The 13804-nt window shown below is 57.8% G+C and carries 15 protein-coding genes; 5 read left to right on the forward strand and 10 right to left on the reverse strand.

Features of this window, described 5'->3' with window-relative positions; genetic code table 11:
* Positions 1–15 precede the first annotated feature (15 nt).
* The 10 genes from ACEN2J_RS02560 to ACEN2J_RS02605 all read right to left on the reverse strand — a co-directional run bounded on the left by ACEN2J_RS02560 (position 16) and on the right by ACEN2J_RS02605 (position 11651).
* Positions 16–2706, reverse strand: a complete 2691-nt coding sequence (locus ACEN2J_RS02560; protein ID WP_442103021.1) for an ATP-binding protein — start codon at positions 2704–2706, stop codon at positions 16–18.
* A gap of 1 nt (position 2707) precedes the next feature.
* Positions 2708–2977 carry a hypothetical protein gene (locus tag ACEN2J_RS02565; protein ID WP_442103023.1) on the reverse strand — a complete coding sequence of 90 codons (270 nt, stop codon included), beginning with the start codon at positions 2975–2977 and terminating at the stop codon, positions 2708–2710.
* Complete coding sequence (locus tag ACEN2J_RS02570) at positions 2974–3363, reverse strand: response regulator transcription factor (protein WP_442103025.1); 390 nt, start codon at positions 3361–3363, stop codon at positions 2974–2976. Before ACEN2J_RS02570 ends, ACEN2J_RS02565 begins: the two co-directional genes overlap by 4 nt.
* A 75-nt stretch (positions 3364–3438) precedes the next feature.
* The gene (locus tag ACEN2J_RS02575; RefSeq protein WP_442103026.1) at positions 3439–4725 is read right to left on the reverse strand and encodes a short-chain fatty acyl-CoA regulator family protein; all 1287 of its coding nucleotides are present in this window, start codon (positions 4723–4725) and stop codon (positions 3439–3441) included.
* A gap of 178 nt (positions 4726–4903) precedes the next feature.
* Complete coding sequence (locus ACEN2J_RS02580; RefSeq protein WP_442103028.1) at positions 4904–5890, reverse strand: ABC transporter substrate-binding protein; 987 nt, start codon at positions 5888–5890, stop codon at positions 4904–4906.
* Positions 5891–5915: 25 nt separating this feature from the next.
* Positions 5916–6770 carry an ABC transporter permease gene (locus ACEN2J_RS02585; protein WP_442103049.1) on the reverse strand — a complete coding sequence of 285 codons (855 nt, stop codon included), beginning with the start codon at positions 6768–6770 and terminating at the stop codon, positions 5916–5918.
* Between the two features lie 83 nt (positions 6771–6853).
* The gene (locus ACEN2J_RS02590; RefSeq protein ID WP_442103029.1) at positions 6854–7747 is read right to left on the reverse strand and encodes an ABC transporter permease; all 894 of its coding nucleotides are present in this window, start codon (positions 7745–7747) and stop codon (positions 6854–6856) included.
* Positions 7748–7849: 102 nt separating this feature from the next.
* Positions 7850–8635, reverse strand: coding sequence for an ABC transporter ATP-binding protein (locus ACEN2J_RS02595; protein WP_442103031.1), 786 nt, complete (start codon positions 8633–8635; stop codon positions 7850–7852).
* Between the two features lie 213 nt (positions 8636–8848).
* Positions 8849–10300: a dihydropyrimidinase gene (gene hydA / locus ACEN2J_RS02600; protein ID WP_442103032.1), complete on the reverse strand. Its 1452-nt coding sequence runs from the start codon at positions 10298–10300 to the stop codon at positions 8849–8851.
* A gap of 100 nt (positions 10301–10400) precedes the next feature.
* Positions 10401–11651, reverse strand: a complete 1251-nt coding sequence (locus ACEN2J_RS02605; RefSeq protein WP_442103051.1) for a Zn-dependent hydrolase — start codon at positions 11649–11651, stop codon at positions 10401–10403.
* Positions 11652–11789: 138 nt separating this feature from the next.
* Between ACEN2J_RS02605 and ACEN2J_RS02610 the strand changes: the two genes are divergently transcribed.
* From ACEN2J_RS02610 to ACEN2J_RS02630, 5 genes are all read left to right on the forward strand, one after another.
* Positions 11790–12440, forward strand: a complete 651-nt coding sequence (locus ACEN2J_RS02610) for a TetR/AcrR family transcriptional regulator (protein ID WP_442103034.1) — start codon at positions 11790–11792, stop codon at positions 12438–12440.
* A gap of 137 nt (positions 12441–12577) precedes the next feature.
* Positions 12578–12835 carry a PepSY domain-containing protein gene (locus ACEN2J_RS02615; protein ID WP_442103035.1) on the forward strand — a complete coding sequence of 86 codons (258 nt, stop codon included), beginning with the start codon at positions 12578–12580 and terminating at the stop codon, positions 12833–12835.
* A 21-nt stretch (positions 12836–12856) separates the two neighbouring features.
* A complete protein-coding gene (locus tag ACEN2J_RS02620) occupies positions 12857–13417 on the forward strand; it encodes a cytochrome b/b6 domain-containing protein (protein ID WP_442103036.1) in 561 nt (186 codons plus the stop codon).
* Complete coding sequence (locus tag ACEN2J_RS02625) at positions 13395–13658, forward strand: hypothetical protein (protein WP_442103037.1); 264 nt, start codon at positions 13395–13397, stop codon at positions 13656–13658. The genes ACEN2J_RS02620 and ACEN2J_RS02625 overlap by 23 nt, the downstream gene beginning before the upstream one ends.
* A 35-nt stretch (positions 13659–13693) precedes the next feature.
* A partial coding sequence (locus tag ACEN2J_RS02630) for an IS4/Tn5 family transposase DNA-binding protein (RefSeq protein ID WP_442103052.1) occupies positions 13694–13804 on the forward strand: 111 nt, incomplete at its 3' end.

Genomic DNA, 13804 nt, shown 5'->3' on the forward strand with positions numbered 1-13804 from the left:
TCGAAAAATCGTCTGCTAGCGGTTCGGTTTTTCCAACCGTAGCGGTAACGTCACCCGAAACGCAGCCCCCCACTGCCCCGGCAAATAGGCAATCGTACCGCCCAAATTGGCCATGACCTCACGGCAAATCGCCAGCCCAAGCCCCGCACCGCCCGCTTTGGTCTGATCAGTCAAGCGCGCGAATTTTTCAAAGATAAGCGCTTGTTTATCCTTTGGAATCCCGCTGCCGTTATCAATGAAATCTACCGTCACACGTCCGCCCTTACGGCGCACAGAGATGCGCAGCTCGGGCGCATCAGAATCACAATATTTCCGAGCGTTCGAAATAAGATTAATAAACACCTGCGTCAGCCGGTCGCTATCGGTACGCAAAAACAACTCTTCCCCCGGCAAATCGCGATGGATCACAAAGCTGCGCTCTGGCCGCGTGTGGCTGGCCGATTGCAGCGCCATATCAATCATTCCGCGCAGGTTGCTCAGGTCCAGGTTCAGCTGCACCGTCCCGCTTTCCAGCACGCTCAGGTCCAACAAATCGTCCAGCAATCGCGTCAATCGCTTGGTCTCTTGGTGAATGACCAAACCGTATTTCGTGACCAACTCGGCTGGCAAATCGCCTTCGGTCAAAATCTCAGAAAACGCACGGATAGAGGTCATAGGTGTGCGCAGCTCATGGCTGATCTGGCTTAGAAACGCATCTTTTTGTACCGATAATTGCGTCAGCTTGTCATTAGCATCCCGCAACTGTCGCGCCGTGCGGGTCAGCGCATCTTGCTGTTCCTCCAGCTTCGACGAATATTCCATGATCTGCGCCGCTTCATTCGCCACGGCCATCAAATCTTCTACCGAAACGGCGGTTCGGCCTGCGATTTGCGAAATCATTGCATGTGCCGTGGCGGCCCCCACGGCTCCGGCAAGCCGCCGCTCCAACTGCTCGATAAACCCCGCAGTCGGATCGGGCAAGTAGCCACCTTTGCCTTGCGCTGCAGCCTGCGCCTCAAAAAACCCAAGCGCCTCATCATCGCCCAAAATGCGTTGGGCCATCACCAACAAATCCTCGGCCCCCGCTTCGCCTTGGGCCGTCCAGCCTTGGCCGCCCCCCGGCTCGGCATCATAGGCGTTTACAAAGGCCGCCCCTTGAACCCGCTCGACGGGCGTAGGAAAGCTGAGCAATGAGCCTATGCAAAACACCACTGTATTCAACGTGATAGACCAAAACAGCGCGTGGATCAGCGGGTCCATCCCCGACACGCCAAACAACGCTTGCGGGCGCAACCATGCAATCCCGAATGGCCCCTCGGTCATTACATGCGCCGATAGCGCGGCCTCGGCCCCAAAAGAGGGCAAAAACAGCGTATAGCCCCAAATCGCAAACCCAAGGCACAGGCCCAATACTGCGCCCACGCGCGTGGCCCCGCGCCAGAACAAGCCCCCAAGCATGGCTGGCAAAATCTGCGCCACGCCCACGAATGAAATCAACCCGATAGAGGCAAGCGCCGCCGAGCCGCCCGACACCCGATAGTAGGCGTATCCCAAAGCCAAGATCGCCCCGATCGACAGCCGCCGCGACAGCAAGATCAACCGCCGTACATCGCCCGGAACCGCCTTGGCAGGCCGCAAAGACAGCCAGAACGGCATCACAATATGGTTTGAGACCATCGTCGCCAGCGCGATCGACGCCACAATCACCATAGAGGTCGCACTGGAAAACCCGCCCAGAAACGCCAACATCGCCAGCCCGCCTTGCCCTTGGGAAAGCGGCAGCGTCAGCACAAACAAATCCGGGTTGGCCCCCTCTGGCATCAGCTCTAGCCCGACTACGGCAATAGGCACCACGAACAGGCTCATCAGCATCACATACAGCGGAAAGGCCCAACTGGCCGTGGCCAAATGGCGCTCGTCACTGTTTTCCACAACCAAAACCTGAAACATCCGCGGCAAGCAAATCACCGCTGCCCCCGATAGAAAAATCAGCCCCGTCCAGCGCGACGGCTTCATATGCCAATTGGCCATATCGCTGGCGTCAATCCGCGCCAAAATATCGCTGGGCCCATCGGCAATGCCCCACACCACAAAGCACCCCACCGCCACAAGCGCCACCAGTTTGACCACCGCCTCAACCGCAATCGCCGTCACAACGCCGGTGTGCTGCTCATTCGCGTCAAGGTTTCGCGTGCCAAACAAAATGGTAAACACAGCCAAACCCGCCGTCACCCAAATCGATGTCACATCCCCATCAGGTTTGGCCCACCCATCGGCCGCTGCACTGGCAAACACCCCAAATGACAGCGTAACCGATTGTAATTGCAGCGCGATATAAGGCGTTGCGGCCATCACGCACATTACAGTGACAATCACGCCCAAAAGGTTTGATTTGCCATAACGGCTGGAAATCAGATCGGCGATAGACGTCACACGGTGCTGGCGCCCAATGCGCACCAGCTTGCGCAGCACCCACCACCAGCCCACGAAAACAATCGTCGGCCCCAGATAGATCGTCAAAAACTCAAGCCCTGACCGCGCCGCATAGCCAACCGCACCGTAAAACGTCCAGGCCGTACAATAGACCGACAGTGACAGCGTATAAACCAGCGGCGAGCGCAACCATCCCGCCGCCCCAATCGCCGCGCGCCGCTCAACCACAAAGGCCACGCAAAACAGCATTATCACATAGGCCAGCGCTGCAATGACAAGCAGATTAAACGGCATATCAGGCTTGGTCCTTTGGCTTCGCAGCGTCCGCGCTGTCCGGTTCGCTTGACAAGCGGCGCGCCAAAAGGGCTGCGGACGCGATCATTAACAGCCAAACAACAAACAAATAAATCCCATCGCTGCTGGTCTGGCGAATGTCGCTGGCGTCATCGCCCCAAAGCATCGGCAAGATCAGCAAGAACATTGCCAGCACGGGCAAAATCCGTGCCGCATCGCGCAAACGGCGCTGGCGATAGGTTTGGGGCGCTAAAAACAAAGGCCGCTTCATTGCGCCACCCGCGCCGCACAGCCACGGCCCAGGCTGCGCACCGCCTCTAAAATGTCAGCATTTGAAAACGGCTTGGTCATAAACATATCTGCCCCCACCCGCGCCGCCGTATCGCGGTCGCGCCCTTGGCCTTTGGCCGTCAGCATCAACACGGGCAAATCCGCAAAGCCGGCCGTTTGTCGCAACTGACCCAGAATATCATAGCCACTTTGCCCTGGCAGCATGACGTCCAAAATCAGAATATCAGGGCGCAGGCTGTGCACTTGTGCCACTGCGTCCTCGCCATCACCGTGCGTGCTGACCAAAAACCCGTCACGACTCAGGATAAAGCGGATCGCCTCTGCGATGTTCGGCTCATCCTCGATCAATAGTACATGCAAACCCATATGCCGCCCCCCTGACCGCGCCACCGGTTCCCCTACCCGACTATTACGGGTTCGGGCTGCGCTGTCAAAACGCGATTACACCGTTTCCGCAATGATCGACGGTTCGCGCCGCGCCACACAGGCCTTGCGCGGGCAAATCCGGCAGCTACTGCCCACTTGCACCGCACCTGCCCCCGCAGACCCGGTTCGTTCAATCAGCATCGCGGCATCTCGCACCTCTGGCCCGCCAAAACCGCTTGGGTAGTCGACGGCACAATAGGCCCGCAACGCAAAATGCAACGGGGCCAACCCCGGCATTTCAACCACGTTTGCGATAGCCTGCGAAGGCCGCGACAACGCCGTATAAAGCGGCCAAAGCGGGCATGCCGTCCCGTGGCGCGGCAGCGAAAACCCCTCAACAGGTTTGCGCATGATTAACCCGCCCGCGCCATCACACATGACCAGCCCCAGTTGTGACCCTTTGCGATACGCCAGCCTGCGAAAAACGGTCAAAACATCACAGCCAAAGTCCCGCGCAAGGCGCAGCGGGTCGCCATCCTTGCGCAAGGCCACTTCAAACCTGACCAAAGGCAACGCTTTTGCATCCCGCGCGGCCTGCGCAACCCAGTCCCGCGCCAAAACCCGCGCCCCCCCCGAGGCCAAACCAGCAATTTCCGCCACCAAGGCCTCTGGCCCGCGGCCCCCTGCCTCCAGCGCGTCAAAATGCCAGTCATGTGCCGCAAGCCACGCCTCCAGCTCTTCTTGCGGCGCGGCCAGCCCCGTATCGGCCTCCTGCTCGGACCCATCCAGATAGGCCACCAACGCCTCGGACCCCACGGCCAAACGTTCACTATCCACGTGCAAATTGGCATGAAACCGCGCGCGCCATTCCGGCTCGATATCCTCGGTTTCCGCCAGAATAGCGGCGGTAGACCGAACCGAGCTTACCGCAGAAAGCACCTCATGCAGCGCAAGCGACAGATGCGGGTCGTGGCTGATCCGGTCATTCAGCGCCGCGACCATGCGTTCGAGATGTCCGATGCGGCGGTACTGCTCGGCCAGCAGATCCGCCCACCCCGGAAAGCGCCCCAGCAGCTCGTCAATCCGGTCCATCTCCGGTTTTGAGGCCAGCCCAACGCCCCCCGCCGCCCGCAAATCCTGTGCCGCAGCCCCTTCGGCCCCTTCGGCCAAAACCGTAGCTTCAACCCCCAAAGCCCGTGACAGCTTGGTCAAAACGGCGGCCGAAATCCGACGCCGGTTATGCTCAATCAAGTTCAGATAAGACGCCGAAATGCCAACCGCGCGCGCCAGATCGGCCTGTCCAATCCCTGCTGCCAAACGCCGCTCGCGTACGCGGCTGCCCGTAAGTCCTGTCAACGGCATGCGAACAACCTCCCTAGTCTCAACAAAATTTACACCAATCGACAGAATTTACAATTCCGGTAAAAGCCGCATCATCTGTTTCCAAATATCCATATCCCGCCTGTCCAACACGCGCTGGCCCAAAAGAAAAGGGGCGCGCCCCGCAGGCACGCCCCCCCAACTTCAAAATAGAACCGTTTTACTTCAGCGCTTTATCCGTGATCGCCATCGTATACGCCCCTTCTGGCGATTTCGAAATCACAGGGTCCGACCCACCGGCCAGCAACGTCGCAACCGTGCGGTCATAATCAGCCATATCCAACGCGCCGTTCGATCCGGCGGTCAGCTTGGCCACCTCAGACATCATCCGCTTTTGGTGGCTTTCGGTCTGCGCGCCGGTCTCGTCATTGTCCAAAACGATCATCGCCGCTTCGTCCGTGTTTTCCTCGGCGTATTTCCAACCCTTCATGCTGGCCCGCACAAAGCGCACCATTTTGTCTTCAAAGGCCGGGTCGGCCAGATTGGCTTCAAGCGCATAAAGCCCGTCTTCCAATGTCGCCACGCCCTGATCTTCATATTTAAACGTCACCAAGTCATCGGCCGAAATTCCAGCGTCAATCACCTGCCAATATTCGTTATAGGTCATGGTCGAAATACAGGCCGCCTGCTTTTGCAATAGCGGGTCGACGTTAAAGCCTTGCTTCAACACCTCAACCCCGTCTGCGCCGCCGGTTGTTGGCATACCCAACGTGCCCATCCAGCTGAGGAACGGGTATTCATTGCCGTAAAACCACACGCCCAACGTCTTGCCTTTGAAATCTTCGGGCGATGTGATGCCGGTTTCTTTCAGACATGTCAGCATCATGCCGGAATGTTTAAAGGGTTGCGCGATGTTCACCACCGGCGCGCCTTGCTCACGTGCGGCCAGTGCCGATGGCATCCAGTCGACCATCACATCCGCGCCGCCCCCCATCAACACCTGCACGGGCGCCACATCCGGCCCGCCCGCCTTGATGGTCACGTTCAGGCCTTCGTCTTTGTAAAAGCCCTTTTCCAGCGCCACATAATAGCCCGCAAACTGCGCTTGCGTGACCCATTTCAATTGCAAGGTCACGTCATCCTCGGCATGTGCCGCACCGCCTGCCAATGCGAACGCCGCCAAAGCCCCGGTTACTAGTTTTTTCATCAATCATCTCCCATGTTCGGGCCGATTATCGGCCTCTCTGTGAAGGGTGCCAAAATGTCACCCCTTTTTCTATCATAGCCACGACACCGTAAAACGCCGATCCCGCCAAAGCTGCCACCGCAATCTCGGACCAAACCATATCAAGGCCAAGCCGCCCAACCTCGGTAGAGATACGAAACCCCATACCTTGGGTCGGACTGCCGAAAAATTCAGCAACAATCGCGCCAATCATCGCCAAAGTGGTCGCAATCTTAAGCCCGTTAAACATGAATGGCGCCGCAGCTGGCAGGCGCAGCTTAAACAGGCTTTGCCAATAGCTGGCCGAATAGGTCGCCATCAAATCGCGTTGCATGACGTCCGTTGCGCGCAAGCCTGCGACAGTGTTCACCAGCATCGGGAAAAACACCATCACCACGACCACCGCCGCCTTGGATTGCCAGTCAAACCCGAACCACATCACCAAAATAGGCGCGATACCCACAATCGGCAAAGCGGCGATAAAATTGCCCACCGGCAACAGCCCGCGCTGCAAAAACACCGACCGATCCACCGCCACGGCGGCCAAAACCGCAGCACCACAGCCCATCACATAACCGCTCAGCGCGCCCTTCACAAAGGTCTGCACAAAATCGGCCCACAGCACATCAAGGCTGCTGCCAAACCGCGCGGCAATCGCCAGCGGCCCCGGCAAAATCACCGAGGGCACGTCAAACATCACCACCACCAACTGCCATAAAACCAGCAACGTCAGCCCAAAAATGACCGGCACCAAGCGCATCGCCCAAGCACCACCGATCTGCGACAAGCCTTGGTTCAACACCCAAGCCCCCAACCAAACCCCCAGCAAAATGGAAACCCGCACATCCCATACCAACAGCATCACAACGCCGCCCGCCAGCATCAAAAGCCCGTCCAAGCCGAACAGCACAGTCGCCCCGCGCCGCGTCACCTCCGCAGATTTGCTCATGCGCCCATCCCCATCCGCGCCAGCACCCGGCCCTGTATCATACCAACCACACCCACCATGCTCGCCGCCAACAGTGACGCCACAAGCAGCGTTGCCCAAATCTGAATGGTCTGCCCGTAGTAAGACCCCGCCAACAAACGGGTGCCTAAACCCGCGCCGCCCAAAGGCAACTCGGCCACAATCGTCCCCACAAAAGACGCAGCAACCCCTACCTTCAACGACGCAAACAAATAGGGCATCGAGGCGGGCAACCGCAGCTTCCACAGCCCCTGCCCCGCACTCGCATTATAGGTCCGCAGCAAATCCAACTGCATCCCATCCGGGCTGCGCAACCCTTTCACCATCCCAACAACCACAGGGAAAAAGCTTAAATACGCCGCGATAATCGCCTTCGGCACCAGGCCCGCCACCCCGACCGAGTTCAAAACAACAATGATCATCGGCGCAATCGCGACAATCGGAATGGTCTGGCTGGCAATCGCCCAAGGCATCACAGATGCGTCCATCGCGCGGTTGTGCACAATCCCCACCGCCAGCAAAATCCCGAAGCCCGAGCCGATCACAAACCCCAACATCGTCGCCGAGAACGTTACCCAAGCATGTAACACCAACCCACGGCTCGACAGACTGCCCGACCGCACAATCCCGCGCTTGCCCGAAACCTCCTCACCCCAAGTCAGCTTCCAAAACTCCTCCGCCACCTGATGCGGCGCCGGCAAAACCGGCCGATCCTGGGACATCGTCAATGGCAAAATCTCACTCCAACCAATCGCCACACCGGCCCGCGCGGCTTGGTCCCGCTCCCACTGCGCATTCATACCAGCCGCGCAAGCGTACCAAAGCGCCAAAATCACCCCAACCACCACCAAAACCGGCCCAAAGGACTTCATAAAAATCCCCCCACTTTCTGTTCGGCAAAAATATCCTCAAGGGGGGAATTGGCCGTCAGGCCAAGGGGGGACAGAATGTCCCCCGCTGCGGGACTGAACAGATCAATCATCATAAGAATGCCCCGCCCGCAAACCATCCCGCACACGGTGCGCCACGGCAATAAACTCTGCCGAATCCCGAATATCTAACGGCCTCTCGCGCGGCAAAGGGCTCTCAATCACATCCGCAATTCGCCCCGGTCGCGGGCTCATCACCACAATCTTGGTGCTTAAGTAAACCGCCTCCGGGATCGAATGGGTCACAAAGGCAATCGTCTTTTGCGTCCGCGCCCACAGTGCCAGCAACTGCTCATTCAGATGATCGCGCACAATTTCGTCCAGCGCGCCAAAAGGCTCATCCATCAGCAAAATATCGGCATCAAACGCCAATGCGCGCGCGATACTCGCCCGCTGCTGCATCCCTCCCGAAAGCTGCCACGGGTATTTCTTGCCAAACCCTTTCAGGTCCACCAGCTCCAAAACCCGATCCACTCTCTCGGCCTGCTCAGCCTTGGAAAATCCCATAATTTCCAGCGGCAACCGGATATTCCCACCAATCGTGCGCCACGGGTACAACCCCGCCGCCTGAAACACATAGCCATAGGCCCGCGCCTGCCGCGCCGCCTCGGCACTCATCCCGTTCACGGTCAAGCTGCCCTCGGTCGGTGTTTCCAACGCTGCCATACAGCGCAAAAACGTGGTTTTGCCGCAACCCGACGGCCCGATGAAGGACACGAACTCCCCCTTCTCAATCACCAAATCCACGCCCTTCAACGCATGGACCGGCCCGTCATTCGTCTGAAACGTCAGCCCGACGCCTTTTGCTTCAATCACAGTTTCGGCCGACATTTACGCAAGTTCCTTTTTCAAACGCATGGCGTGGGAAAACTCATTCGAGACGCTTTCAGCCACCGCAATCAACTGCACTTTGTGCTCATTTTCCGTCTCATTCAGGTCGTCTCTACCCAGTATGTCAATGGCAAGGCGGTGGCATTGATAAGGCCAAAAACCAATATCCCCGAATTTGGTACAGTGTAACACCTTACCTTCTCCGCATCCCCATCACACACCACTCGCCGGAATACCCGAGCGTGCAACTGGCCGCGGCGCAGTCAACTCTTTGAACGTGCTCAAGGCCCTGTTCACCGCCCCATTCGGCTCGCGCGCGACAAACGCGCCATGCCCCTCTTGGCACCGGATATCGCCATCATGCACTGCTACAAACCCGCGTGTCAGCGTGAACCGAGGCAGGCCTTTCACGGGCTTGCCCTCAAACACATTGTAATCAATGGCCGATTGCTGCGCAGCCGCCCCAATTACCTTTTCCTTAGCCGGGTCCCAGACCACCAAATCCGCATCCGATCCAACAGCCACAGCCCCCTTGCGCGGATACATCCCGAAAATCTTGGCCACATTGGTCGAGGTGACCGCCACAAACTCATTCATCGTAATCCGGCCCGTGTTCACGCCATAGGTCCAGAGCATCGGCATCCGGTCCTCAAGCCCGCCCGTGCCATTCGGGATTTTGGTAAAATCGCCCACCCCAAAGCGTTTCTGCGCGGTCGTGAACGCACAGTGATCGGTCGCAACAACCGACAAAGACCCCGCCGAAAGCCCCGCCCAAAGGCTATCCTGATGCGCCTTGTTGCGGAATGGCGGCGACATCACGCGCCGTGCTGCATGGTCCCAATCGGCGTTGAAATATTCAGACTCGTCCAGCGTCAAATGCTGGATCAGCGGCTCACCCCACACCCGCTTGCCCGCCTGACGCGCCCGTCGAATGGCCTCATGGCTATCCTCGCAACTGGTATGCACCACATACAGTGGCGCCCCCGCCATATCGGCAATCATAATCGCGCGGTTCGTCGCTTCTCCCTCTACCTGCGGCGGGCGCGAATAGGCATGCGCCTCCGGTCCCGTATTTCCCTCACGCAGCAGCTTGGCAGACAACTCTGCCACCACATCGCCGTTCTCGGCATGCACCATGGCAATCGCACCCAGATCGCGCACACGCTGAAAACTGGAATACAGCTCGTCATCATTGACCATCAACGCGCCTTTGTAGGCGAGGAAATGCTTGAAACTGGTGATCCCCTTGTCCACGACTTTTGCCATGTCATCAAAGACCTTCTCGCCCCACCACGTAATCGCCATGTGGTAGGAATAATCGCAATTGGCGCGGCCAGACTTGTTGTGCCACATGTCCAAAGCATCCAACAAACCCTGCCCCGGTGCCGGCAAAGCGAAATCAATCACCATCGTCGTGCCCCCCGCCAGCGCCGCGCGCGTGCCAGATTCGAAGTCATCCGACGAATAGGTGCCCATAAACGGCATTTCCAAATGCGTATGCGGGTCAATCCCGCCGGGCATGATGTAACACCCCGTCGCATCCAAAACCTCATCGCCAGACAAACCCGGCCCAATCGCCGCAATCTTGCCGCCCTCGATCAACACATCCGCCTTATAGGTCAGATCATGCGTCACAACCGTGCCATTCTTGATAACCGTGCTCATCTCGCCATCTCCCTGCAAGGGCCCGCGCCCTCATCATCTGTTCACAAATATCCTCGGAGGGGGTCCGGGGGAGGCAGACAGCCTCCCCCGGCGACCAGCCTCATGCAACCACGCCAGCCACCTCCAGAACAGTATGGAACATCACATCCGTCCCCGCCGCCGCCCATTCCGGCGAAATCTCTTCGGCTTCATTATGGCTTAGCCCGTCCACACAGGGGCACATAATCATCACCGTTGGCGCGACGCGGTTAATCCAGCACGCATCATGCCCCGCCCCGGAAATAATATCCATATGGCTGTACCCCAAACGTTCAGCCGAGGCGCGCACCACATCCACCAACCCCGCATCAAACGTCACAGGGTCGAAATGGCCAACATCCTCAATCTCAATCCCAAGGCCTAGCTCGGCCGCCACAGCATGGGCCGCCCGCATCACCTCGGCCTTCATCGCATCCAGCTTATCCTGATCGGGGGTGCGGATATCAACCGTAAACACGGCCTTACCGGGAATCACGTTGCGGCTGTTGGGGTACACATTTGCATGCCCCACAGCCCCCACAGCACCGGGTTGATGGCTCATCGCGATCTGGTGCACGCGTTCGGTGATCCGTGCCATCCCCAGCCCCGCATTCACCCGCATATTCATCGGCGTAGACCCTGTATGCGCGTCTTTACCCGTCAAGGTAATCTGTAACCACCACAGACCTTGCCCATGGGTCACGACCCCAACATCGCGGCCCTCGGCCTCTAGAATAGGGCCCTGCTCGATATGCAGCTCAATCATCGCATGCATTTTACGCGCGCCCACGACCTCATCACCAACCCAACCAATCCGCGCCAACTCATCGCCAAAGGCCAGCCCTTCAGCGTCGCGGCGTGCATAGGCCCAGTCTTGCGCGTGCATCCCTGCAAACACCCCCGAGGCCAGCATCGCCGGCGCAAAGCGTGTGCCTTCCTCATTGGTCCAGTTGGTCACGACGATCGGGCGCTTTGTCTTAATCCCCGCATCATTCATGCTGCGCACCACCTCTAGCGCGCCCAAGACGCCCAGAACGCCGTCATATTTGCCGCCCGTTGGCTGCGTGTCCAAATGGCTGCCCATATAAACCGGCAGCGCATCGGCATCTTCACCCGCCCGCGTGGCAAACATCGTGCCCATGGTATCGACGCCCAGGGTCATACCTGCGGCCTTGCACCACTCGGCAAACAGCACACGCCCTGCGGCATCCTCATCGGTCAAGGTCTGGCGGTTATTGCCGCCCGCGACGCCCGGCCCGATTTTGGCCATTTCCATCAAACTGTCCCACAGCCGCGCCTCGTTGATCCGTAAATTTTCACCCGGTGCCGCCATGCCAGTCTCTTTCATGTCCGTCTCCCTAATGCTGATCGGGGCGCGATAGCCCTTGCCGCGAGTCTCCCCACCGCCCTATGATTTGAACACAGCGCACCACAACCTGACCAATCGGTCAAGAAAATTCGGCACCCACACATGGCACCAACGTCCCAACCTTCAAAACGCGATGTATCCCGCCAAGAAATTGAGCGGCTGATCCTTTCCGCAGCGGAAAAAGTATTCGCAGAGGCAGGGTTCAAAGGCGCCTCGATGCAGAAAATCGCCGATTCTTCGGGCCTGCCCAAGGCCAACCTGCACTATTATTTTTCGACCAAAGAAAAACTTTATCGGCGCGTGGTTCAGGATATCTTTGAAGTCTGGCTCCACGCCGCTGATAGCTTTGATACCCCACACGAGGCGGCCTGCGCCCCCGATCCCGCCACGGCAATCGCCGCTTATATTGATGCCAAAATGGAAATCTCACGCCGCCACCCCGACGGCTCCAAAGTCTGGGCGACCGAGGTGATGCACGGCGCGCCGGTGATTCAAGATTACCTTGAACTTACCCTGCGCGATTGGACCGATGGCCGCATCAAGGTTATCCAAAGCTGGATTGATGCAGGCCAGATCGCGCCGATAGACCCGCGCCACTTGCTCTATATGCTTTGGGCCACCACCCAGCATTACGCCGATTTCGGCCATCAGATTGAAACCTTAAACGCAGGCCAGCCCTTGTCTGATGCCGATTGGGAAACGGCCAAAAATAACATTAAAACCATCATTCTACGCGGCATAGGCGCGGTTTGATCGCCCCCTTAACTGCATAAACCTTTGGCATAAACGCCTTAAATAACCCAGCGGGCAATGGCCCACGCTGTCCGATCCTCGCTAACAGCACCACAGCCCCGACACTTGGGTTGGGTGCAAAACAACAGGATCACATGATGAAAAAACTTCTCCTTACCGCAGTCCTTTCCACCCTCGCCGCCCCCGTTCTGGCGGAACCTTCTTGCACCATGCCAGATGCGCCAAAACCCGTCTGGGAATCGCTGAAAACCTTTGAAGACGAAGGTGGCAAAGTCATCGCTTTCAAAATCAATGACGGCGCTTGCTATGAAATCTACGGCACGCTGAACGATGCCAAAATGGAAGTGTTCTTTGACCCGAACACAGGCACAGAACTCGACCGTATCGCACAGTAACCCAGCAAAAGGAGGCGCATCATGCAGACGACATGCACAGCTACATCTGGCAAAACCATCCTTGTTTGGGATCTCGGGGTGCGCCTCTTTCACTGGTCTTTGGTGGCGATGGTCTTGGCCGCCTACCTGACCGAGGATTTCCGCAAAGCCCATCGCTACCTCGGTTACGCCGTCATCGCCCTTATCGCGTTTCGACTGGTTTGGGGCCTGATCGGGTCCTATCACGCCCGTTTCATCACCTTCATTCCGGGCCCAATTCGCCTGACAAACTATCTGCGTGCTATTATGTTTGCCAAAGAAAAGCGCTATCTCGGGCATAACCCCGCCGGCGCTGCGATGATTGTCGCGTTACTGGTGACACTCGGCGCGATTGGCGCTACTGGCTATATGATGGGAATGGATCGCTATTTCGGCCAATCATGGGTAGAAACCACGCATAAAACCCTTGTCGATGGGTTGCTTGTTCTGGTTGCCTTGCACTTGGGCGGCGTCATCCTTGCCAGCTATCGTCACTCGGAAAACCTTGTAAAATCAATGATTACTGGCAGAAAGCTTGTCGATGAGCCTAATAACCATCTCTAACCTCGGCCAACTTCCTGTGCGGCGCATGCTATTTTTATGCGCCGCAGCATTGCAGATAGGGTGCAGCCTGATCTTTGTCACAGACGTTGTGATTGAATTAAATGACTTCAAATTCGACGTCCTTCTGGAAGCTTTTGCCATATTGGGCCTTGCCGTCGGCGCACTTGAAGTTACCCACAAGTCGTGTGGCAAATTGATTCACCCACAAGATTTGGTCTTGCTCCAGAAAACCCTAATGTGATTCGTCATGTGGCACCGAGTTAGTGAGGTGCGCAGATGGGGCAGAATTGGGTGGAAACAGAAACTGCTGAGTGCGATTTGGGGGATGCCCGGCTAAACCGGCGGCTTGGGGCAATGCTCGCAGCACTTGGGGAGCGACCGGGGAAA

The organism is Pseudorhodobacter sp. W20_MBD10_FR17 (assembly GCF_052119765.1).
Lineage (GTDB): Bacteria > Pseudomonadota > Alphaproteobacteria > Rhodobacterales > Rhodobacteraceae > Pseudorhodobacter.

Bases quoted from the DNA above. Each gene is read 5' to 3' on its own strand.
- ACEN2J_RS02570 (WP_442103025.1), bottom strand. From the start codon at position 3,363: ATGGGTTTGCATGTACTATTGATCGAGGATGAGCCGAACATCGCAGAG.
- ACEN2J_RS02565 (WP_442103023.1), bottom strand. From the start codon at position 2,977: ATGAAGCGGCCTTTGTTTTTAGCGCCCCAAACCTATCGCCAGCGCCGT.
- ACEN2J_RS02615 (WP_442103035.1), top strand. From the start codon at position 12,578: ATGAAAAAACTTCTCCTTACCGCAGTCCTTTCCACCCTCGCCGCCCCC.
- ACEN2J_RS02625 (WP_442103037.1), top strand. From the start codon at position 13,395: ATGAGCCTAATAACCATCTCTAACCTCGGCCAACTTCCTGTGCGGCGC.
- hydA (WP_442103032.1), bottom strand. From the start codon at position 10,300: ATGAGCACGGTTATCAAGAATGGCACGGTTGTGACGCATGATCTGACC.
- ACEN2J_RS02590 (WP_442103029.1), bottom strand. From the start codon at position 7,747: ATGAAGTCCTTTGGGCCGGTTTTGGTGGTGGTTGGGGTGATTTTGGCG.
- ACEN2J_RS02560 (WP_442103021.1), bottom strand. From the start codon at position 2,706: ATGCCGTTTAATCTGCTTGTCATTGCAGCGCTGGCCTATGTGATAATG.
- ACEN2J_RS02580 (WP_442103028.1), bottom strand. From the start codon at position 5,890: ATGAAAAAACTAGTAACCGGGGCTTTGGCGGCGTTCGCATTGGCAGGC.
- ACEN2J_RS02605 (WP_442103051.1), bottom strand. From the start codon at position 11,651: ATGGCGGCACCGGGTGAAAATTTACGGATCAACGAGGCGCGGCTGTGG.
- ACEN2J_RS02620 (WP_442103036.1), top strand. From the start codon at position 12,857: ATGCAGACGACATGCACAGCTACATCTGGCAAAACCATCCTTGTTTGG.
- ACEN2J_RS02595 (WP_442103031.1), bottom strand. From the start codon at position 8,635: ATGTCGGCCGAAACTGTGATTGAAGCAAAAGGCGTCGGGCTGACGTTT.
- ACEN2J_RS02575 (WP_442103026.1), bottom strand. From the start codon at position 4,725: ATGCCGTTGACAGGACTTACGGGCAGCCGCGTACGCGAGCGGCGTTTG.
- ACEN2J_RS02585 (WP_442103049.1), bottom strand. From the start codon at position 6,770: ATGCTGTTGGTATGGGATGTGCGGGTTTCCATTTTGCTGGGGGTTTGG.
- ACEN2J_RS02610 (WP_442103034.1), top strand. From the start codon at position 11,790: ATGGCACCAACGTCCCAACCTTCAAAACGCGATGTATCCCGCCAAGAA.